Genomic DNA, 20,976 nt, shown 5'->3' on the forward strand with positions numbered 1-20,976 from the left:
CGGCTACTGCTGGCGCTGCAGATCGTACACACCGCCCGCGCTGGCGACAAAATACAGGGTGCCGCCGCCGGCACTGACCACATCCTCGATGGGGCCACCCGTGCCGCGCTTGCGCACCGTCCATGTCCCCTCCTGCAAGTCCGCCACCAGCACCTGCAGGGACGCGCTTTGCGCCGGCAGCGTGACAGTGACCGTCCCGCCAAGCGGCATGCCGCTTTTCGAGAACAGCACCACGCGGTCCTTGATCTGCACACCGGCCAGCAAAGGCGAATCGATGGCCGTCGTCGGCAGCGCCGGCAGCGCACTGCTGGCATCCATCACCTGCATCACGTTCAGGAACAGGTCCGTCTCGCTGGCGGCGGCCGGCGACACCTCCAGCCGCCATGCGCCCGCTTCCTCGGTCGCATACTCGGCTTCAGGCTCGATAGCATAGTTCGTCCCGCCGACGCTGAATGCATTGCCGCTGCCGCCCACCTTGGCCAGCACGGCATGCGCCGGCAGCACGGTGCGGTTGATCAGCTTGCCGTTGTACTGGTAGCTGCTGTTGTAGTCCCATTCCGTGCGCCGGATCACCACCGTGTCGCCGCTGATCTCCGGTTCGGACTGGCTGTGCAGCAGCCAGGTCTTCTTGAAGCCCGCGTCGCGGGCGCTGACCTTGTCAAACACGATCAGGGCCGCCGGATGGTTCGCCTCCTTGAAATTCACGAACACGAACGAGCGCTGGAACTGGCGCACCTTGCTGCTGTAGGCCGCCGTCAGGTCGCCCTTGATGTAGCTGAAGTCGGGCGCCCCCGCCACAGAGCCGACCTGCTGCTGGCGCAGGACCGTGGCCACCTTGTAGCCGTTCGCCAGTTCCGCCAGCGATTCCGGCTCGTCGCCGGGGAAGCGCTGGCCGCCGTCATTGGCATAGCCGTCAAAGTTCTCGTCCGGGTCATACACCAGCATGGTGTTATGCGCGATCGTGCGCTTGTGGTAATTCATGTCGTGCGCGCTGCCGTATTCCAGCGAGGTGGCGGGATCGGCGGGATCCCTGCCGCTGTAGATGCCCGAATCGATGGCCAGGCCCCCCTTGTAATACAGCTGGAAATGCCCGGCGTCATAATGCTCGTGGTTGCCGAACCAGTCGCCGCCGAACTTCATCGTCGCCACCACATTGCCCGACTGCACCTGAATGCGCTCACCATCGGTCCAGCCCGTGCGGGCGATCATCAGGCCGGCGGGATCCGGAAAATATTTTGTCAACGGTAACGTCGCCGGACTGGGCGTGCTGCCCATGGTCGTATTGCCAAGCAGCACAGGCCAGATGCTGTCTTGAGGATGAATGAAGCTGGTCGATTGCTGCAGCGACTGTTTCAGATACTCATGCTTCAAGGTGGAATTGTTGTAGTAGGTCGCCGGCAGCATGAACGCCAGCGGTTCGCTCCAGTATTGCCTGCTGTTGGTGTACGAGGAATGGTAGACGTCGCCATCACGCATCCATTGCCCATCGGGCCGGCGCGCGTACAGCCAGTGATACGGCAGCATCTGCTGTACGGGATCGAACACGGGGACGGCGCCCATGCGCCGGAATAGCCATGCGGCGTACATGTCCGCCAGGAAGCGCACCGTGCCGTAAGAGGCACCCTGCTGATACGCTTGCGCGGCGTAGGCGTAGTTGCGTGGCGCGATATAGTCGGCAAAGAAGCGGCCGGCAACGATGTTGTAGACCAGCGGCGCCTCGTCATAAAAGGCGATGGCGGCGGACAGTTGGTCGCGCAGCAGCTGGTTGTCGCTGCCATGGCCCACGACGGCGCCTTGCCGAGATGGCGGAAAGCCGATTTCCATCGTGGCCGCCAGCTGCGTAAAGCGCGTGACGACGTAGGCGCGCTGCTGCGCGGTCATCAGATTGAAGCACCAGTCATACACCATGGCGCTGGCCAGGATGACCTCGCCTTTTTCATTCGGCTGATTGTAGCCAGGCGCAAACTGCACGGCCGCCAGGTAGTCCAGCAGCATTTGCACGGCTTCCTGGCCGCGCAGTGCCTGCGCCGCCAGGCCCCGTTCATACAGGAGGGAGTACAGCGCTTTTGCCTTGATCCTGCTCACGACATCGATCTGGTGATTCGTCCTGGCCGAACCACCTGGCAGGAACACCGGCAACGCCACCACCGGCGGCGCCTGGATAAATGCCTGCAGGACGGCGCGGTGCGTAGCCATCTCTTCCGCATCCGACTCGAAACGGCCGCGTATCGCGGCCAGGTCCCCTGTCCTGGCAAACAGGCGCGGATGCTCGCCTGGAGGCGGCAGCACGGCAGGCAACGGGTACACGCCGTAGCCTTGCGGCACAAAATCGGCCAGCGCCGTGACCAGCAGGCAATCGATGCCCAGGCCGCCCTCGCGGTACTGGAGCTTCAGTTCGCGCGCGCCGGCGGCCAGCCAGCGGGTGACGGGCACCCAGGTCCACTGCGCTGGCGAGCCAGCGGCAAACGGCACGGAGACGCTGGCATAGGCGCCATCGTCGAGCGCAAGGTACAGCGACGCGGCAGGTGCCGCCGGCGCCAGCACGCGCAGCCAGATCGTGTAGCTGCCGTCGCGGGGCACGGCCACGGTGTACGACAACTGCGCCGCCGCGCCCGGCGACTCGGCGCGCGCCAGGTCCGCCGGCGCGAGCAGATACGTGCCGCCGGACACCACATTGCGGCCCCCGCTTTCCGCCACCCAGGGCGCGCCAGCCGCCGCTTCCGCTTCAAACATGGCCTCGACGGGAAAAGGCGCTGCATGCAGGGCGGGACCGGCCGCCAGCAAGACAATAGGGATCAAACCTTGCAACTTGTTACGGCATCGCAGCGTGGACATGGATGGCACTCCAGTTTGTTGTATTTTAAATATCATCCACAATACACCATCCTGAGCCTGTTTGATTATATTCTTACAACAAATACTGGCGGCCGCAGCCAGCACGGCGAAAAAAAAACCGCCCGGTAACACCCGGGCGGTTTTGGCTGGCAATGCGGATTGGTCGCGCTCTAGGCCTGCGAGGCCTTCTTCTCGCGCGCCACGATGTACAGCAGCACGATGATGACGGCATACGGCAGCAGCGACAGCGCATCCGAGTGCAGGCCCGCGTAGAACGGGTTGCCGTGCTCGGCCCAGTCAGCCATCATCTGGTCGAAGTGCGTCAGCACGCCGGCCGTGATGGCGATGATGATGCCGGCCAGCGCGCCGCCGGCGATGTAGCCGGACGCCAGCAGCACGCCCGAACTGCGGTCGCCCGCCAGCTGGCGCTCTTCCTCGTTCAGTTTCGCGTTGTGTTCCAGCTTGTTGTTGCGGCGGTCCGCCAGCCAGCGCACCAGGCCGCCGACGAAGATCGGCAAGGTCGACGACAGCGGCAGGTACACGCCCACCGAAAACGCCAGCGACGGGATGCCGGCCATTTCCAGCACCACGGCGATCATCACGCCAAACAGCACCAGGGTCCACGGCAGCTGCTGGTCGAGGATGCCCTTGATGATGTAGGACATCAGCACGGCCTTCGGCGCATCGTATTTCTTCACTTCCGTGCCGTCCGGACGCTTGTTGTAATGGCCATTGATGCCCGGGTCGACCAGATAGGCCAGCTGTCCATCGTCCTTGACGAAGTACTTGCCGGCCGGGCCGCCCACGGTATCGGTCTTTTGCCAGACTTTGTATGTATTGTGGTCGGAGTCGGCTTGCGGACCATGCAGCTCGCCCGTCACCGTCAGCTTCGACGCGTCGACCGTCAGGCCAGGCGCCACTTGGGCGGCCGGCACGTAGACGGTGCTCGCCTCGTTCAGCTTCAGCAGGATGGGACCGAGGATCAGGGCCGACGACAAGGCGCCCGCCAGAATCGCGTACTGCTGCAGGCGCGGCGTGGCGCCCACCAAATAGCCGGTCTTCAAATCCTGCGACGTGGTGCCCGCATTGCTGGCGGCGATGCAGACGATGGCGCCCACCGACAAGGCGGTGACGTAGTAGCGGCCACCGGTCCAGCCCATGATGAGGAAGATCAGGCAAGTGAACAGCAAGGTGGCCACGGCCATGCCGGAGATCGGGTTCGACGAGGAACCGATTTCGCCCGTCAGGCGCGACGACACGGTGGCGAACAGGAAGCCGAAGACGAGGATCAGCAGCGCGCCGAGGAAGTTCATGTGCAGCGGCGTGGCGAAGGTGATCACGGCGATGATGGACAGGCAGCCGATGACGACCCATTTCAGGGGGATGTCCTGGTCGGTGCGCAGGGTGGAGTCACTCTTGACGCCCTTGCCGATGCCTTTCAGGCCGGCCGACAGGCTGCGCCAGATCATGGGCATGGCGCGCACCAGCGAAATCAGGCCGCCGGCGGCCACGGCGCCCGCGCCGATGTACAGCACGTAGGCGCTGCGCACGTCGTCGGCGCCCATTTCGCTGATCAACTTGGTGCCCGGCGAGAGCACGGTGGTCAGGCTGTCGCCGAAGAACTTGATCATCGGGATCAGGAGCAGGTACGACAGCACGCCGCCGGCCGCCATGGTGGCGGCGATGCGCGGGCCGATGATGTAGCCCACGCCCAGCAATTCAGGGGAGATCTCGGCGCCGATGGAGCCGCCCTTCAGCGGCGCGGCAAATTCCACGCCCGGCGTATCCTTCCAGCCCTTGAACGAGATATTGAAGACTTTATACAGCAAGCCCACGGCGAAACCGCCGAAGATGATCTTGGCGCGGCGCTTGGCGTCCAGCGCGGCGGCCGAATCCTTGGCGATGCTTTCGCCGGCGGCGATGCGCGATTCTTCCGTGGCGGCCGCCTTGAGCACCTCGGCGCACGCCGTGCCCTCGGGGAATTTGAGTTCCTTGTGCTGGTCGACGATCATGGTGCGGCGCATGGGAATCATCATCAGGATGCCCAGCAGGCCGCCGAGGATACCGACCAGCATGACCCGCGAGATTTCCAGGTCGAAGCCGAGGATCAGGATGGCGGGCATGGTCACGCCCAGGCCGAAGGCCAGCGATTCGCCGGCCGAACCGGCCGTCTGCGTGATGCTGTTTTCCAGGATCGACGAATCCTTGCCGCCCACCTTCTTGGCCAGGCCGAACAGGGTGATGGCGATCACGGCGACGGGGATCGAGGCGCTGACGGTCAGACCCACCTTCAGCACCAGGTACAGCGAGGAGGCGCCAAAGACCATGCCCAGGATGACGCCCATGAACAGGGCGCGGAAGGTCATTTCGGGCAATTTCGCGTCGGCCGGGATATACGGCTTCATGGCGCTCGGTGTTGCATCTTTTGCCATACAAAGTTCCTTAGTCTTGTAAAATAAACAGCCCGGATCTAAGTAACCCTCGGGAAATTAGTGTGAATTTATGACGAACAGAAGCGGATGCTATGCAAGGCGCTCACTGCGACGCAGTGCGAGCACTGCTAGCAGTGAGCAAGCCTCGTCGGCCACCTTGCAGAGCGCCGGTTATGGAAGTCAGAAATCACAATAATTTATTGGGGGTTACTTAGGCCCGGGCTATTTTCTTGAAGCCGTGACTATCGCACAGCCGCGTTTCGATGAAAAGGTTTTTTGCAGCCGCTGCCGATGCTTGGGTCCTGTGTCCGCCAACGCCGGAGCGCCTGGCGCATTGGTCTATAATCGCTGCCACCGTGCCCCGCACGCTCATGTGAGACTGCCTTGACTGCCAAACGATCCGGATTTCCCTGGCCTTCGCGCCGCGCCACCGTGCGCGGCTTCATCATCGCCGCCTGCGCCGCGCTGGCCTGCGCCCTGCTGCTGGCCGCCTGGCTGTTCCTGTACGTGCGCCCGCGCCTGCCCGAACTCGACGTCATCACCGACTACCAGCCGAAGATCCCGCTGCGCGTGTACACGGCCGACAATGTGCTGATCGGCGAATTCGGCGAAGAGCACCGCGACTTCGTGCCGATTGCCCAAGTGCCGGAAATGATGAAGAAAGCCCTGCTGGCCATCGAGGACAGCCGCTTTTACGAACACCACGGCATCGACTTCGTGCGCGCCGGCGGCGCCGTGCTGTCGAACCTGCGCCACGGCTTCGGCCATGGCGGCGGCTCCACCATCACCATGCAGGTGGCGCGCAACTTCTTCCTGACGCGCGAAAAAGTCGCCTCGCGCAAGCTCAATGAAATCATGCTGGCCCTGAAGATCGAAGCGGCCCTCTCAAAAGAACAGATTCTCGAGCTGTACATGAACCAGATGTACCTGGGCCAGCGCTCGTTCGGCTTCGGCAGCGCGGCGCAGACGTATTTCGGCAAGCCGCTGAATGAACTGTCGATCGCGGAAATGGCCATGCTGGCCGGCCTGCCGCAAAACCCCTCGCGCCACAACCCGATCAGCAACCCGAAAAAGGCCCATGCGCGCCAGCAGCTGGTATTGAAACGCATGCGCGAACTCGATTACATCAGCGAAGGCCAGTACCGGCAGGCGCTGGCGCAGCCGCTGCACATCAACAGCCGCGGCAAGCAGGGTTTCGACACGCACGCCGAATACGTGGCCGAACTGGCGCGCCAGGCCGTCTACGCGCAGTTCAAGGAAGACAGCTACACCAAGGGCATCAGCGTCTACACGACGATCCTGAAGGCCGACCAGGACGCGGCCTACGCCTCGACGCGCCGCAACGTCATCGCCTACGACCAGCGCCACGGCTACCGTGGCCCGGAAACCTTCATCGACCTGCCGGCCGACCCGGAGCAGCGCGACGACGCCATCGACGCGGCGCTGCAAAAACGCCCGGACAGCGACGGCCTGATCGCCGCCGTCGTCACGGACGTCGCCAGCGGCAAGGTATTGGCCGACATCGGCGACGGCGACGCCAAGGCCATCACGGGCGACGGCCTGCGCTTCGCCGCCCCTGCCCTCTCCGCCAAGGCCGGCGCCGGCATCAAGCTGCGCCCGGGCGCCGTGATCCGCATCAGCCAGGACGCCAAGGGCAACTGGGCCATCACGCAAGTGCCGCTGGTGGCCGCCGCCTTTGTTTCACTGGACGCCGACACGGGCGCCTACCACGCCATGGTGGGCGGCTTCGACTACAACCTGCAAAAATTCAACCACGTCACGCAGGCGTGGCGCCAGCCCGGTTCGGCCATGAAGCCCTTCGTGTATTCGGCGGCGCTGGAAAAAGGCTTTTCGCCGGCCACCCTGATCAACGACGCGCCACTGGAAATGCAGGCGGGCGGCAAGGTGTGGGCGCCGCAGAACGACGACTTCAAGTTCGATGGCCCGATCACCATGCGCTATGCGCTGGCGCAGTCGAAGAACGTGGCCTCGGTGCGCATCCTGCGCGCGCTGGGCATCGCGTACACGCATGACTTCCTGGAGAAATTCGGTTTCGATCCAAAGCGCCAGCCCAGCAACCTGACCATGGCGCTGGGCACGGGTTCCGTCACGCCCGTGCAGATGGCGGGCGCCTACGCCCTGTTCGCCAATGGCGGCCACCAGGTGGAGCCGTACCTGATCGACCGCGTCGTCGACGCCAGGGGCGTGGTGCTGATGCAGACCAAGCCACCGGAGCCAAACGACGACAAGACCCTGGCGCTGGACCCGCGCAACGCCTTCGTCATGGACAGCATGCTGCGCGAAGTGGCGCGCACCGGCACGGGCGCGGCGGCGACGAAAAAACTGGGCCGCAATGACATCGCCGGCAAGACGGGCACCACCAGCGACGCCGTCGACGGCTGGTTCGCCGGCTATGGCGGCGGCATCGTAGCGGTGGCGTGGATGGGTTATGACGATCCGAAATCGCTGGGCGGACGCGAATTCGGCGCCACCCTGGCCATGCCGATCTGGATCGACTACATGCGCACGGCCCTGGCAACGCGCCCGCAAGTCACGCGCGCCGTGCCGGCAGGCCTGAGCCAGGTCGATGGCGAATGGCTGTACGACGAATTCATCGACATGAATGGCGTCAAGACGCTGGATATGGAAGTGGAAACGCCGACGGATCCGGCGGCGCTGCCGGAGACGCTGCCGGTTGAGACGAACTAGCTTGAAAAATCAGGCCCCAAACGAAGGGCCGGGGTCAGACACTGAAGGTCCGACCCCAGATTTTGCTCTGGGGTTGACACCTCGAACTAAACGCTGCTCATGCTCAAATACCCGCGCACCGTGCTGATGACGCTGTCGGCGAAATCGTCCACGTTGACTTTCGCCGCGCGGTACTTCCAGCGCTTCACGTACCAGTCCTGGAACAGGGCCAGGCAATGCGCGGACAGCAAGGTGGGATCGCCTTGCGGCTTCGGCTCGATTTCCGCGATGGTGGCGGCGATCAGGGTCTGCACGAACAATTCCGAGTTTTTCGCCATGCTGCGCTGCTCCACCTGCAGCACGCGCGAATCCATGAAGACGAAATAAAACCACGGCTGCAGCACCTCGGACAGGTAGATCGACGAGCGTATCATCGCCTCGAGGCGGTCCAGCGGCGACTTCACGTCGGCGAACAGCAGCGGCAAGGCTTGCGTGGCGTGGCGCACCACGTCCTCGATCATCTCGGCCAACTGGTCCTTGCTGGTGATGTAGCCATACAGGCCGCCCATCGACAAGCCCGTCTCGCGGCACAGGTCGCGCAAGCTCATGGCGCGAAAACCCACGTCATTGGCCAGGCGGAAAGTGGCGCCGAAGATGCGTTCGAGATTTTCCAGTGCCGGCTTGCGGCGCTTGACGCCGATACGGCCCGCATGGCGGTCAAGAATATATTCCCAGATATTTTCGCCATTTAACGGCGTCATCTGCTGAAACTGTTCAAAATTAAAATGGGTCGACAAGTGCATTCCCAAGTAACGGTTATGAGCGGTGTAAATACAGCGCCGGAAAATGGCCCTGCAAGACGGCGGGACTGCGGATTTCGGGCCGATTATAGCTCAGGAAAACAACTATTTGACTTTTCAACTATGCAATGAGCGTATAAGCAACGATCAATGCGCACAGTTATTGCGCTGCATCATGCAATTCCCATGCATTTTCAATTCAGCAGTGCTACATTTCAGAAACCGAGCGCTCGCTATATTTAAGCCATCAATAGAATGTGCGGCCAGCACGCGGTAATCGCGACAGCATCGACATTTCCACCATATTAAAATATCGGAGACAAAATGAAGACTCGCTTCTGGCAACTGCTTTCCTCCCTGCTTCTCACGCTCGCCCTCCTGCCCGGCAGCGCCAGCGCCGCCGGCTACACGCAAACCAGATACCCGATCGTGCTCGTGCACGGCCTGTTCGGCTTCGACAAGCTGGGGCCCGTCGAATACTTTTACGGCATTCCCGACGCCTTGCGCAGCGGCGGCGCGCAAGTGTATGTCACCACCGTCTCGGCCGCCAACAGCACCGAAGTGCGCGGCGAGCAGCTGCTGTCGCAGGTGCGGCAAATCCTCGCCGCCACGGGGGCCGCCAAGGTCAACCTGATCGGCCATAGCCATGGCGGCCCCACGGCCCGCTATGTCGCTTCCGTGCGCCCCGACCTGGTGGCGTCCGTCACCAGCGTGGCCGGCGTGAACAAGGGTTCCAAGGTGGCCGATATCCTCAGCGGCGCCATTCCCAATACCAGCGGCGCGCTGGGCAACGCGCTCGCCTCCCTGATCGGCATATTGTCGGGCAACAAGGGCTTGCCGCAGAACGCGGGCGCCTCGCTCGCCTCCCTGTCCACGGCCGGGTCGCTGGCCTTCAACAGCCGCCATCCGCAAGGCATCCCCACCAGCGCCTGCGGCGAAGGCGCCTACCAGGTGCAAGGCGTGCATTACTTTTCATGGAGCGGCGCGCAGCCGTACACCAACGTGCTCGATGTGGGCGACCCGCTGCTGGCGGCCATCAGCCTGGCCTTCGGCGGCGCGAAGAACGATGGCCTGGTCAGCAGCTGCTCCAGCCACCTGGGCAAGGTGATCCGCGACGACTACGCCATGAACCACCTCGATGAAGTCAACCAGTTCGTCGGCATCGTCAACCTGTTCGAGACGAACCCCGTCACCGTCTTCCGCCAGCAGGCCAACCGCCTGCAAGGCCTGGGACTGTAAGGAGAAGCGCATGCACGCGAAATGGATCGTCGGTGGCGCCCTGGCGGCCCTGGCCCTGTACCTGGTGCTGCGGCCGGGCGAGCCGCCCGTCCCGCCGCCAGAAAAGCCGGAGCCGGACCTGTTCGCGTTCGTGCGCTCGATGCAAGGCACGCGGCCCGATGGCAACGTGACGGTGGCCGCCGGCGACCAGCTGGTGGTCGACGCGGAACTGGGCCACCTGTTCGACTACTACCTGGCGGGCCTGGGCGAAAAGCCGCTGGCCGCCATCCGCAGCCAGATCGAGGCGGAACTGGACAAGCGCCTGGCGCCCGTCCCGGCGCGCGAAGCCAAGCGCCTGCTGGGCGCCTACCTCGCCTACAAGCAGGCGCTGGCCGGCGCGGAACAGGCGCTGCCCGCGCAAGCCGATGCCGCCGTGGCGGCGCGCGCGCGGCTGCAAGCCATGCGCGCCTTGCGCGGCAATTACTTCACGCCCGAAGAAAGCGCGGGCCTGTTCGGCGCCAGCGACGCGCATGACGACGATGCCGTGGCGCGCATGGCGATACTCGGCGACGCCACGCTCGACGAAGCGCAGCGCCAGGCGCAACTGGCCGCGCTGGACCAGCGGCTGTCGCCGGCCCAGCGCGCCGCGCGCGACGCGCCGCTGCAGGTGGCCAGGCTGGATGAATCGGTGCGGGCGCTGCGCGCCCAGGGCGGCGGCGAGAATGAAGTCTACCGCCTGCGCGCCAGCACCTTCACGCCGGCGGCCGCGGCGCGCCTGGCGGAGCTGGACCGCGAGGAATCGCAGTGGCAGCAGCGCATCATCGCCTATCAAGCGCTCAAGGCACAGCAGGCCGGCCTGCCCGGCGGCGCGCAGGACGCGGCGGCGCTGCAGCGGCTGCGCGACGCCAGCTTCACGCCGGAGGAACAGCGCCGCCTGGGCGCCTACGAGTAGGGGCTACGCCGGCAGCGCCAGCAGGGCCGCCGCCGCCAGCACGTCGGCGCTGCCCAGTCCCTGCGCGTAGCGCGCATGCACGGGCGCCAGCAGCGCCTGCCCTTCAAGGCCGCGTCCCTGCGTGCGCAGCAAGGTCGCCAGGCTGGTGGCGCAGCGCAGTTCCCAGCCCGGCACGCCCTGCTCACGGGCCAGCGCCAGCGCCTCCTGCAGCTGCGCCTCCACCGCCGCCAGTCCCGCGTGGTCGTCGTCGTCCAGGGTGCGCCAGTGGCGGTGCGCGGCGCGGCGCAGCACTTCGGGCATGCTCCACGGCGCCAGGCCCGTGCGCGCGCGCTGCACCGCCTGCGTATCGGCGGCGGCGTCGTGCAGGGTGGCCATGACATCGATCTGCATGGGCCAGCTGCGCACCGTGGGCCAGGAAAACTCGCTGATCCGTTCGCCCGCGTCGAGCAGCTGCTGGTAGCCGGCGCCCCAGGCGCTCCAGTACAGCAGGCCGTAGCGGGCCGCATGCTCGCGCAGCAGGCAATTCCAGGCGCGCGCCAGGCCGTGCTGGCCGCACCACAGGGCGACGGGGATAGCGCTGAAGGCCAGCGCCACGCACAGCGAGGCGCCATTGTGTTCAAAACCCAGCATCACCGCCTCGCGCGCGATGTGCAGGGCCTCGTCGGGGCGCCCCAGCAGCCACAGGCAGCGCGACAGGTTGCCGCGCAAGCATACCTGGTGGTCGGCCAGCAAGGCATTGTTCAAGGTCAGCTGGCCGGCGCCATCGGGATGCGCGAGCACCATGCGCGCCAGCGCCGCCGATTCCCCGTGGCGTCCCTGCAAGTGCTCGCCAGCCGAGCGCATGCGCGCCTGTACCAGCCGCATCGCCGTGCTGCCGCTGGCCTGGCACAACTCGCCAAGCTGGGCCACATAGGTGCCGGCGCCCGTGAAATCGGCCAGCGCCATGCTGCAGATCCACATGCCGCAGATCGCTTCGGCGCGGCGCACCGCATCCTCCGTGCGCATGGCCAGCGCGTAGCCGTGCCGGAACGACAGCAGCATGGCGCCCGTCACGCCCTGCGTGTGCATCAGCAGGTGCGCCAGCGAGGCATGCAGCTGCATTTCGCTGTCCGCATCGACGATGGCATGCAACGCCATCTGCTCCAGCGCGCGCTCCACGCGCACGCGGTACTCATCCATCAGCGACAGCTGGTAGAACAGGGTTTGCGCCGCCAGGGTCAGGGCGATGCCCAGCGCCGCATCGGCCGCCTCGCCGAAGGCCCAGTCGATGGCGGCGCGCAGGTCGTCCACGTGACGGCCATAGCAGGCGCTCCAGCTGGCGAACGACATGCGCTCCCAGTCGGCGGCGACGCGTTCGGCCAGCGCCAGGCAGTGGTGCGCATGGCGCAGGAACACGGCGTCGCCCTGGCCGCTCGCCTGCAGCTGCGTGGCCGCGTAGGCGCGCGTCGTCTCCAGCAGCCGGTAATACACGTGTTCACAGCAAAATTCGATGCTGACGAGGGACTTGGCAGCCAGGTCGGCCACCGTGTCGAACACTTCGCGCCCCGCCACGGCGGCGGCGGACTGCATGCGGAAACGGCTCCTGAACACGCTCAGCACCTGCAGCACCTCGCGCTCCTCGGCGTCCAGCAAGCCGTAGCTCCAGTCCAGCGTGGCGCGCAGGGTCTGGTGGCGCAGCGGCACGTTGCGCGGCCCGCGCGTGAGCAAACGGAAACGGTCGTCGAGCTGGCGCCGCAATTCGTGGATGCCGAAGTGGCCGATGCGTCCGGCCGCCAGCTCCAGCGCCAGCGGGATGCCGTCGAGCCGGCGGCAGATCTCCGCCACCACGGGCACGTCGGCATCGGCCAGCACGAAACTGTCGTCGGCGGCCGCGCAGCGCTCGCAAAACAGCTGCACCGCGGCGAAATGCCGGGCCGCCTGCGCATCGGGCACAACGTCGGCCGGCGGCAAGCCCAGTGCGGGCAGCCGCTGCAGATGTTCGCTGCTGATGCGCAGCGGTTCGCGGCTGGTGGCCAGCAGGTGCAGCAGCGGCGCGCCCTTGAGCAGGGCATCGGCCAGCAAGGCGGCCGCGCCGATCACGTGTTCGCAGTTATCGAGCACGATCAGCATGTGGCGCTGGCGCAGGTAGGCCAGCAGGGACGGCATGGGATCGCCGGCCGGCACGGCCACGCCCAGCGCCGTGGCCAGCGCCAGCGGCACCAGCCGGCCTTCGCCCAGCGGCGCCAGGTCGACGAAGCAGACGCCGTCCGCATAGCGGCGCAGCACGCGCGACGCCAGCGCCACGGCCACCGTGGTCTTGCCGATGCCGCCCGGGCCGACGATGCACAGCAAGCGCAGTTGCAGCAGCTGGTTGGCCATCGCCTGCAGCGTTTCGGCGCGCCCCACCATGCGCGTCAGCAGCACGGGCAGGTTGTGCTGCGGCTCGGCGCTGGGCGGACCGGCCGCCACCGCCTGCCCCGTGTATGACAGGGGCGCCAGGAAACCGTAGCCGCGCCCCGGAATGGTGGTGATGTAGCGCTGGCCGTCGCGGCCGTCGCCAAGCACCTTGCGCAGCGCGGCCAGGTGCACGCGCAAGGTGGCGTCGTCGACGACGGCATGCGGCCAGACGATGGCCAGCAATTCATTCTTGTCGACGATCTCGCCGGCCCGCTCCAGCAGCGCCAGCAGCAAATCCATGGCACGGCTCCCCAGGCGCAGCGCGCGCTCGCCATCGAACAGCAGGCGCTCGAGCGGCAATAGGCGAAACGGGCCGAAGACAAAGGCCGGAATGGAGCTGTTCATAGTTGTTGCATGGGGAAAGTGTAAAAGCAAACGGCGCGCGGTGACAGTATTCTACTGAGCATCGGCGCCGCGCCACATGGCGTCATGTATGCGTCCTGTTACAGAGCCCGCTCACATGGCCGGCGCCAGGGCGGAACGGGCGTGCGCCAGCAGCGCGGCCACGGCCGCCGCCGGCGCCGGGCGATGCAGATAAAAGCCCTGCACCTGCTGGCAGCCCAGACGGCGCAGCCGTTCCAGCTGCTCGCCGCTTTCCACCCCTTCGGCCACCACCTGCAAGCCCAGGCCGCGCGCCAGGGCGATGGTCGAGGCGACGATCATGGCGTCATTCCTGTCGATGGCGATGTCGCGAATAAAAGAGCGGTCGATCTTCAGCGTATGGATCGGCAGCATCTTGATATGGCTCAGGCCCGAATAGCCGGTGCCGTAATCATCGAGCGAAATCGTCAGCCCCAGGGCGCGCAGGCGCACCAGCACGTCCTTGGCCTGCGAGATATCGTCGATGAAGCAGCTTTCCGTGACCTCCAGCTCCAGCAGGCCCGGCGCCAGCCCGTGCGTGTCGAGGCAGCGCGTGACGGTGGCCAGCAGCCGCGGGTCGCGTAGCTGGCGCGCCGAGATATTGATCGCCACGGGCACCAGATCCAGCCCTGCCTGGCGCCACTGCGCCAGCTGGCGGCAGGCGGCGGCGATGCTCCAGTTGCCCAGCGCCAGGATGGCCTGCGTTTCCTCGGCCAGGCCGATGAATTCATTCGGGAAGATCAGGCCATGCTGCGGGTGATCCCAGCGCAGCAGCGCCTCCAGGCCGACGATGTGCCGCCGCGCCGTGTCGAACTTGCCCTGGTAATGCAGGCAAAATTCATCGTCGCGCATGGCCAGCCCGAAGCGCCCCTGCAATTCCAGGCCGCGCGCCGACGACAGGTTCAGCGCCATGTCATAGAACCGGTAGCTGTCGTGCGCCGCCTTGGCGCCATCCATGGCGCTGCCGGCGCCCGACAGCAAGGCGTCGACGCTTTGCCCGTCGCGCGGATACAGGGCGATGCCGATGCTGGCCGTGGCCAGGATGGCGGCGCCGCCGGGCGGGGTGAATGGCTGGCGCAGCGCATCGAGCAGCATGCCGGCGACGGCCGCCAGGCGCTCCTCGCTGGCCACTTCGCACAGCAGCAGCACGAATTCATCGCCGCCGAAGCGCGCCAGCAGGTCGCCGTCGCGCAGCACGTGGCGCAGGCGCCGCGCCGCCTCCCGCAGCAGGGCATCGCCCGCCAGGTGGCCCAGGCGCTCGTTGACCTGCTTGAAACGGTCCATGTCGACCAGCAGCAGCGCATAGTGGTTGCGGCTGTGGCGCGCCTGCAGCAGCTTGGCGCCGGCACTGTCGTAAAAGCGGCGGCGGTTGGCCACGCCCGTCAGTTCGTCGCAGGTGGCCAGCTGCTCGGCGCGGCTCCGTTCGCGCGCCAGCTGCAGGCTCAGGGTGATGTGCGCGCCTTCCGCCAGGCGCCGCTGCGCGCGCAGCCGGCGCCGCGCGGCCCACACCACGGCGCCGCCCAGCGACAGCACGGCCAGCGACATCAGCGCCGCCTGCGCCACCAGGCGCCAGCGCAAGCCGTCGAGCTGCGCCAGCACGCGCTCATGCTCCTGGCTGACGCGCACCTGCAAGCCATGGCGCAGCAAGGTGCGCACTTCGAGCAGGCAGGCCGCCTTCGCCGCCTGCCCCGCGCCGCTGGCCGGCAAGCCATCCTGCAGCGCCGCCAGCACGGCGCCCGCCGCACCGGCGATCTCAATGCGGCCATGCGCCTTGCGGCTGATTTCGCGGTAGGGGCGCAGGAAATACGCCAGGTCGGCCGGCAGCTCGGGCAGCGGTCCCAGGGCGTCGTCCAGCTGCGCCGCGAGGATCGAGGCGACGTCGCGGTTTTCGATGCGCGCGCGGTCCAGCGCCTGGCGGGCCTCGTCGTCGAGGCGCACGGCCGTATAGCCCCAGATGCACAGCAGCAGGCAGGCGGCCAGCACGGCGCACAGGGCCGTGCCGGCCGCCTGGCCGTGCCTGGCCGCGTCCAGCCAGCGCCGCGCGGCAGGGCGGCGCACCCCGATGACAGGCTGCTCCACTCAGGCCACTACGCGGTCAGGCGCGGCAGGGCGTGGGCCGGCGCAGGACGGCCCGGCAAGGTCGCCGGCGCCGGTTGCAGGCGAAACACGCTGACCACCTGCAGCAGGTTCGCCGCCTCGCCTTCGAGCGACTGCGAGGCCGCCGCGGCTTCCTCCACCAGCGCCGCATTCTGCTGCGTCACTTCATCCATCTGCACCACGGCCTGGCTGATCTGGCCGATGCCCGTGCTTTGCTCGGCGCTGGCCGCCGTGATGTCGGCCACCATCTGGCGCACGCGCCCCACGGCCGCCACCACGTCCTGCATGGTGGCGCCGGCCTGCGCCACCAGCGCCGCGCCCGCGTCCACCTGCTGCGTGGAGTTGGCGATCAACGCGCGGATATCGCGCGCGGCGGCGGCGCTGCGCTGCGCCAGGCTGCGCACTTCGGTGGCGACGACGGCGAAGCCGCGTCCCTGCTCGCCCGCGCGCGCCGCTTCCACGGCCGCATTCAGGGCCAGGATATTCGTCTGGAAGGCCAGCATGTCAATCACGCCGATGATGTCGGCGATCTGCGCCGACGACGCGCTGATCGCTTCCATGGTATGGATCACCTGCCCCACGGCCTGGCCGCCGTCGCCGGCGATCTTCGCCGCCTCGGCGGCCAGCGCGCTGGCGTGGCGCGCATTGTCCGCGTTCTGCTGCACGGTGGAACTCAGTTCCTCCATGGCGGAGGCCGTCTGTTCCAGCGAACTGGCTTGTTCTTCCGTGCGCGCCGACAGGTCGACATTACCGGCGGCGATCTGCGTCGAGGCCGTGGCGATGGTGTCGGTGCCGCTGCGCACGCGCTGCACGATGTCGAGCAGGTTGCCATTCATGATGGACAGCGCGTCGAGCAGCTTGCCCGTCTCGTCGCGGCCATGCCGGCCAAAGCGCGACGTCAGGTCGCCGGCGGCCACCGTCTGCGCCACGCCCAAGGCGTACTGCAGCGGCGCGACGATGCTGCGCGTGACCAGCCAGGCCGTCACCAGCGAAAAAGCGATGGCCAGGGCGCTCAGCGCCAGCATCATGGTGCGCGCCGACAGGTATTCCGCATGCACCTGGGCGCCCGCCTCTTCCATCCGGTCATGCTGGTGCGTGATCAGCGCTTCCAGCGCCGCCATGTAGCGCAGCTGGTCGCCGCGCACCGTCCCCAGCAGCAGCTCCGCCGCCGCGTCGCGCGCATCGGCGTCGAGCAGGGCCAGGACCTGGTCACGGCCCGCGTTGAAGGTGGCGCGCGCCTGCGTCACGGCCGCCATCAGCGCGCGTCCCTGCTGCGACAGCACGATGCGTTCGAGCTGGGCCAGGCGCTGCTCCGTGTCCGCGCCCGCCTTGGCGATGCTCTCGCGCTCCTGCGCCAGCTGCTGCGGTTCCGTCATCAGCAGCAGGTTGCGCGACGAGCGCGCGATGACGTTGACGTTCTTGATGATGTCATTGGCCAGCACCGTCTTCGGGTATTTGTCGTCGATCACGTCACGCATGCGCAGTTCCAGGCTGGCCAGGCGCAGCATGCCCAGCGTGGCAGTGCCCAGCAACATCAAGGTCAACAAAGCAAAGGACCAGCGCAAGCGGGTCCCAATATTCATATTCGCCATCTTCATTCGCATCCTTCAGTGTGGTGCATCGGTCATCGCGCCAGGCCCCGATGCAAGGCTGACGGCAATGGCTGGCGCCGCCAGCGGCCATGGAAGGCCGGGCGCAGCGGGCGGAGGGGTCAGCCTGGACAAGGCAGAGGCGGGAGCTTGGGGTGCTACGGCGGCCAGTGTGAGTTATCTCACAGGCAATGTCGCGTTAAGTTTTGCAAAGATTTGCTTAGATGGCAAAACAGCTATTTTTATAACACTGTTTTTTTAGTAAGTAGAAACCACAATACACCGGGCGGCGCGCCACGCAAAACGGCCGCAGCAGGCGGCCGTTTTGCGTCGGGGGAACTCCCCTTGCATGGTTAACGCATCAGAATACTTCCCACTCGTCCTCGCGCGGCGCGCTCTTGCGCGTCGACGGCACGGCGCGCAGCACGGGCCGCGCCTTGACTGGCGTGACAGGACGGGCAGGATGGGCGGGCGCGGCCCGGCGCGCCTGGCTGGCCACCGCGCGCACCACCTGCGCGCCATCGAGCTTGAAGACGCTGACCACCTCGGCCAGCTGGCCCGACTGCTCCTGCAAGGATTCGGCCGCGGCGGCCGCCTCCTCCACCAGGGCCGCGTTCTGCTGCGTCACCTGGTCCATCTGGCCGATGGCCTGGTTGATCTGGTCGATGCCCGAGCTTTGCTCCTGCGTCGCCAGGCTGATTTCCGCCATGATGTCCGTCACGCGCTGCACGCTGGAGACGATTTCGGCCATCGTGCTGCCCGCCTCGGCCACCAGCTTGCTGCCCGCGTCCACCGCCACCACGGAGTCGCCGATCAGGGTCTTGATTTCCTTGGCCGCCGCCGCCGAGCGTTGCGCCAGGTTGCGCACTTCCGTGGCGACGACGGCGAAGCCGCGTCCCTGCTCGCCCGCGCGCGCCGCTTCCACGGCCGCGTTCAGGGCCAGGATATTCGTCTGGAAGGCGATGCCGTCGATGACGGAAATGATGTCGACGATCTTGCGCGAGGAATCGTTGATGGCATCCATGGTCTGCACCACCTTGCCCACCACCTCGCCGCCCTTCACGGCCACGCCCGAGGCGGAGAGCGCCAGCTGGTTGGCCTGCTGGGCATTGTCGGCGTTTTGCCGCACGGTCGACGTCAGTTCCTCCATCGACGACGCCGTCTCTTCCAGCGAACTGGCCTGCTCTTCCGTGCGCGAAGACAGGTCCAGGTTGCCGCTGGCGATCTGCGACGACGCCGTGGCGATGGTCTCCGTGCCGCCGCGCACCTGGCCGACGATGTTCACCAGGCTGGTGTTCATGTCCTTCAGGGCCTGCAGCAGCTGGCCCGTTTCTTCCGTCGTATGCACTTCGATGTGGCTGGTCAGGTCGCCCGAGGCCACCGTCTGCGCCACTTTCACGGCTGAATTGATGGGCTGCGTGATGGCGCGCGTGATGTAGGCGGCGCAGCCGATGCCCATGGCCGAAGCCAGCAAGCCCAGGATGACCATCAGGCTTTCCGAGCGGATCACGGCGGCGCCGCCCTCCTTGACGCTGGCATCGGCCACGCCGTTATTGAGCTTGATGATCTCGTTGAGCGTGGCCTCGGCCTTGCCGAACGGGATGCGCGAATCCTGGTACTGCTTGTAGAACGCGACGAACAGCTCTTTCTGGCGCGGCTCGTCGCGGTTATCGGCCAGCTGGCGCAGGATGGCCCGCACCTTGTCGTCATCGACCTTCCACGCCGCCCACTCGCCCTGGAAGCGCTGCCACAGCACGGCTTCCTGCGGCGTTTGCGGCAGCGGCTCGTACAGCTTGCGGCCCGCCTCGATATTGTTCCAGGCCCTGGTGCGCAGCTGCAGCGCTTCGGCGAACTTGTCTTGCGACTGGTAGTTGTTTTCATAGATGGCCGCCGTCAGGGTGGCGGCGGCGACGGCCGTCTGGCCTTCGTTTATCATCAGCAAGCCCTGGATCGAGGGCAGGCGCACCACGCCGATTTCATTGACGGCGCCGCCCACGGTGGCGATGCCCGTATAGCCGCTGATGCCCACCACCAGCAAGGCCAGCATCATCACGGCGACGAGCGTCGCCAGCTTCCATTTGATCAGTAAATTCTTAAACATGGCTAGGTCCCTTATAAAGTCACGACGACTGCTGGCGAGGTTGAGGCTGGCATGTTCGAGTAAAACAGCTGACACTTGTATAAAGGTGGCGGGGATGGGGCGTACGCTTCGTTACAATTGGCGAGATTTCATAATAAGAAGCATAGAGGAAAAATATGTTTCTGGCTGATACATACTTGATACAAAACAAGATTTATTTCTTTACTGTGGCGGCCGTTGTAAAACTGCCGACAAGAACGGGCGGTTTCCCCCATTTGGTGCAAAAAAAATGCCGCATGCCGCTATTGGCTGCGCAGTTAATAGTCGTATAAGATGGTCAACAAGCAAACAACAGGCACACCATGGCTTATCCTATCGAACACAAACTGGTGATCGGCGTCGCGTCCAGCGCGCTGTTCGACCTGTCCGAATCGCATCAGGTCTACCTCGACAGCGGCCCCGAGGAATACCGCAAGTACCAGGAAACGCATATCGATACGGTGCTGCCGCGCGGCGTGGCATTCCCCTTCATCCGCCGTTTCCTGGCCATCAACAAGCACTATCCGCGCCAGTCGCCCGTGGAAGTGGTGCTGTTTTCGCGCAATTCGCCGGAAACGGGCTTGCGCGTCATGCATTCGATCGCCCACTACGGCCTGGATATCTCGCGCGCCGCCTTCATGACGGGCAAGCCGCCGTATCCCTACCTGCCCGCCTTCAACGCCTCGCTGTTCCTCAGCGCGAATGAAGACGACGTGCGCAGCGCCCTGGCCTGCGACTATCCGGCCGGGCTGGTGCTGCCATCGCGCACGGAAGACGATGAAAGCGACGAGGAACTGCGCGTGGCCTTCGACTTCGACGGCGTGATCGCCGACGACGAGGCGGAAACCGTCTTCAAGCGCAATAACGACGTCGATGAATTCCACGCCCACGAAACCCTGAACGTGGGCACGCCGCACCGTCCCGGCCCGCTGGCCGGCCTGTTCCAGAAGCTGGCCGCCATGCAGCGCCTGGAAGAAAAAGCCCAGCGGAAGGATCCCGCCTACCGGAAGATCCTGCGCATCGCCATCATCACGGCGCGCAACGCGCCCTCGCACGAGCGCGTCGTGACGACCCTGAAAAGCTGGGGCGTGGCGGCCGACGAGACGTTTTTCCTGGGCGGCATGGACAAGTCGCGCGTGCTGGCCGTGTTCAAGCCGCATATCTTCTTCGACGACCAGCTGAGCCATTTGAAATCCGTGGGCGGCACGATACCGATGGTGCATGTCCCGTTCGGCATCGCCAATGTGCGCGCAGGATAAAACCTGCTGCGCGTCGCGCCTTGCGGCCTGCGATGCGCACCGTAGTCAGGCACGGTTGCGCTCCCTGAGCACCAGGGCGCGCCGGGCCTCGCTGCCGCTCGCGACGGTTTTCCCAAGCGCGGAGATGGGGGCGATGGTCTATAATCTCGCCTGTCAGCGCCGTCACTGGCGGCGCGGCGCGTACCACAGCT

Annotated in this window: 12 protein-coding genes; 5 read left to right on the plus strand and 7 right to left on the minus strand. The window is 65.9% G+C overall.

Annotated elements, in window-relative coordinates; genetic code table 11:
- Positions 1-3 precede the first annotated feature (3 nt).
- Both hepB and BM193_RS21165 read right to left on the minus strand, forming a co-directional pair.
- Positions 4-2,835, minus strand: coding sequence for a heparin/heparin-sulfate lyase HepB (gene hepB / locus BM193_RS21160; protein WP_175533374.1), 2,832 nt, complete (start codon positions 2,833-2,835; stop codon positions 4-6).
- Between the two features lie 170 nt (positions 2,836-3,005).
- The gene (locus tag BM193_RS21165) at positions 3,006-5,267 is read right to left on the minus strand and encodes an OPT family oligopeptide transporter (protein ID WP_092800085.1); all 2,262 of its coding nucleotides are present in this window, start codon (positions 5,265-5,267) and stop codon (positions 3,006-3,008) included.
- A gap of 384 nt (positions 5,268-5,651) precedes the next feature.
- On the opposite strand from BM193_RS21165, the gene BM193_RS21170 reads away from it, so the two are divergent.
- A complete protein-coding gene (locus BM193_RS21170; RefSeq protein ID WP_254786348.1) occupies positions 5,652-7,976 on the plus strand; it encodes a penicillin-binding protein 1A in 2,325 nt (774 codons plus the stop codon).
- 86 nt (positions 7,977-8,062) lie between these two features.
- On the opposite strand, the gene BM193_RS21175 is transcribed toward BM193_RS21170, so the two are convergent.
- A complete protein-coding gene (locus tag BM193_RS21175) occupies positions 8,063-8,716 on the minus strand; it encodes a TetR/AcrR family transcriptional regulator (protein WP_254786349.1) in 654 nt (217 codons plus the stop codon).
- A gap of 363 nt (positions 8,717-9,079) precedes the next feature.
- On the opposite strand from BM193_RS21175, the gene BM193_RS21180 reads away from it, so the two are divergent.
- Both BM193_RS21180 and BM193_RS21185 read left to right on the plus strand, forming a co-directional pair.
- A complete protein-coding gene (locus BM193_RS21180) occupies positions 9,080-9,994 on the plus strand; it encodes a lipase family alpha/beta hydrolase (protein ID WP_092800079.1) in 915 nt (304 codons plus the stop codon).
- Positions 9,995-10,004: 10 nt separating this feature from the next.
- Entirely contained in the window at positions 10,005-10,925 is a 921-nt protein-coding gene (locus tag BM193_RS21185) for a lipase secretion chaperone (protein WP_092800077.1), read from the plus strand.
- Positions 10,926-10,928: 3 nt separating this feature from the next.
- On the opposite strand, the gene BM193_RS21190 is transcribed toward BM193_RS21185, so the two are convergent.
- The 3 genes from BM193_RS21190 to BM193_RS29295 all read right to left on the minus strand — a co-directional run bounded on the left by BM193_RS21190 (position 10,929) and on the right by BM193_RS29295 (position 17,353).
- On the minus strand, positions 10,929-13,706 hold the full coding sequence (locus BM193_RS21190) for an ATP-binding protein (RefSeq protein ID WP_092800075.1): 2,778 nt from the start codon (positions 13,704-13,706) through the stop codon (positions 10,929-10,931).
- Positions 13,707-13,817: 111 nt separating this feature from the next.
- Positions 13,818-15,800 carry a putative bifunctional diguanylate cyclase/phosphodiesterase gene (locus BM193_RS21195; RefSeq protein ID WP_254786350.1) on the minus strand — a complete coding sequence of 661 codons (1,983 nt, stop codon included), beginning with the start codon at positions 15,798-15,800 and terminating at the stop codon, positions 13,818-13,820.
- Between the two features lie 8 nt (positions 15,801-15,808).
- Positions 15,809-17,353, minus strand: coding sequence for a methyl-accepting chemotaxis protein (locus tag BM193_RS29295; RefSeq protein ID WP_302847662.1), 1,545 nt, complete (start codon positions 17,351-17,353; stop codon positions 15,809-15,811).
- Between BM193_RS29295 and BM193_RS28850 the strand changes: the two genes are divergently transcribed.
- Positions 17,325-17,669: a hypothetical protein gene (locus BM193_RS28850; protein WP_175533365.1), complete on the plus strand. Its 345-nt coding sequence runs from the start codon at positions 17,325-17,327 to the stop codon at positions 17,667-17,669. The two genes, BM193_RS29295 and BM193_RS28850, sit on opposite strands and share 29 nt — an antisense overlap.
- 99 nt (positions 17,670-17,768) lie before the next feature.
- On the opposite strand, the gene BM193_RS21205 is transcribed toward BM193_RS28850, so the two are convergent.
- Complete coding sequence (locus tag BM193_RS21205) at positions 17,769-19,508, minus strand: methyl-accepting chemotaxis protein (RefSeq protein WP_092800072.1); 1,740 nt, start codon at positions 19,506-19,508, stop codon at positions 17,769-17,771.
- 341 nt (positions 19,509-19,849) lie between these two features.
- On the opposite strand from BM193_RS21205, the gene BM193_RS21210 reads away from it, so the two are divergent.
- A complete protein-coding gene (locus BM193_RS21210; protein ID WP_092800070.1) occupies positions 19,850-20,785 on the plus strand; it encodes a 5'-nucleotidase in 936 nt (311 codons plus the stop codon).
- Positions 20,786-20,976 lie beyond the last annotated feature (191 nt).

The sequence above is a fragment of the Janthinobacterium sp. 344 genome, from assembly GCF_900112025.1.
In the GTDB taxonomy this organism is placed as follows: Bacteria; Pseudomonadota; Gammaproteobacteria; order Burkholderiales; family Burkholderiaceae_D; genus Janthinobacterium.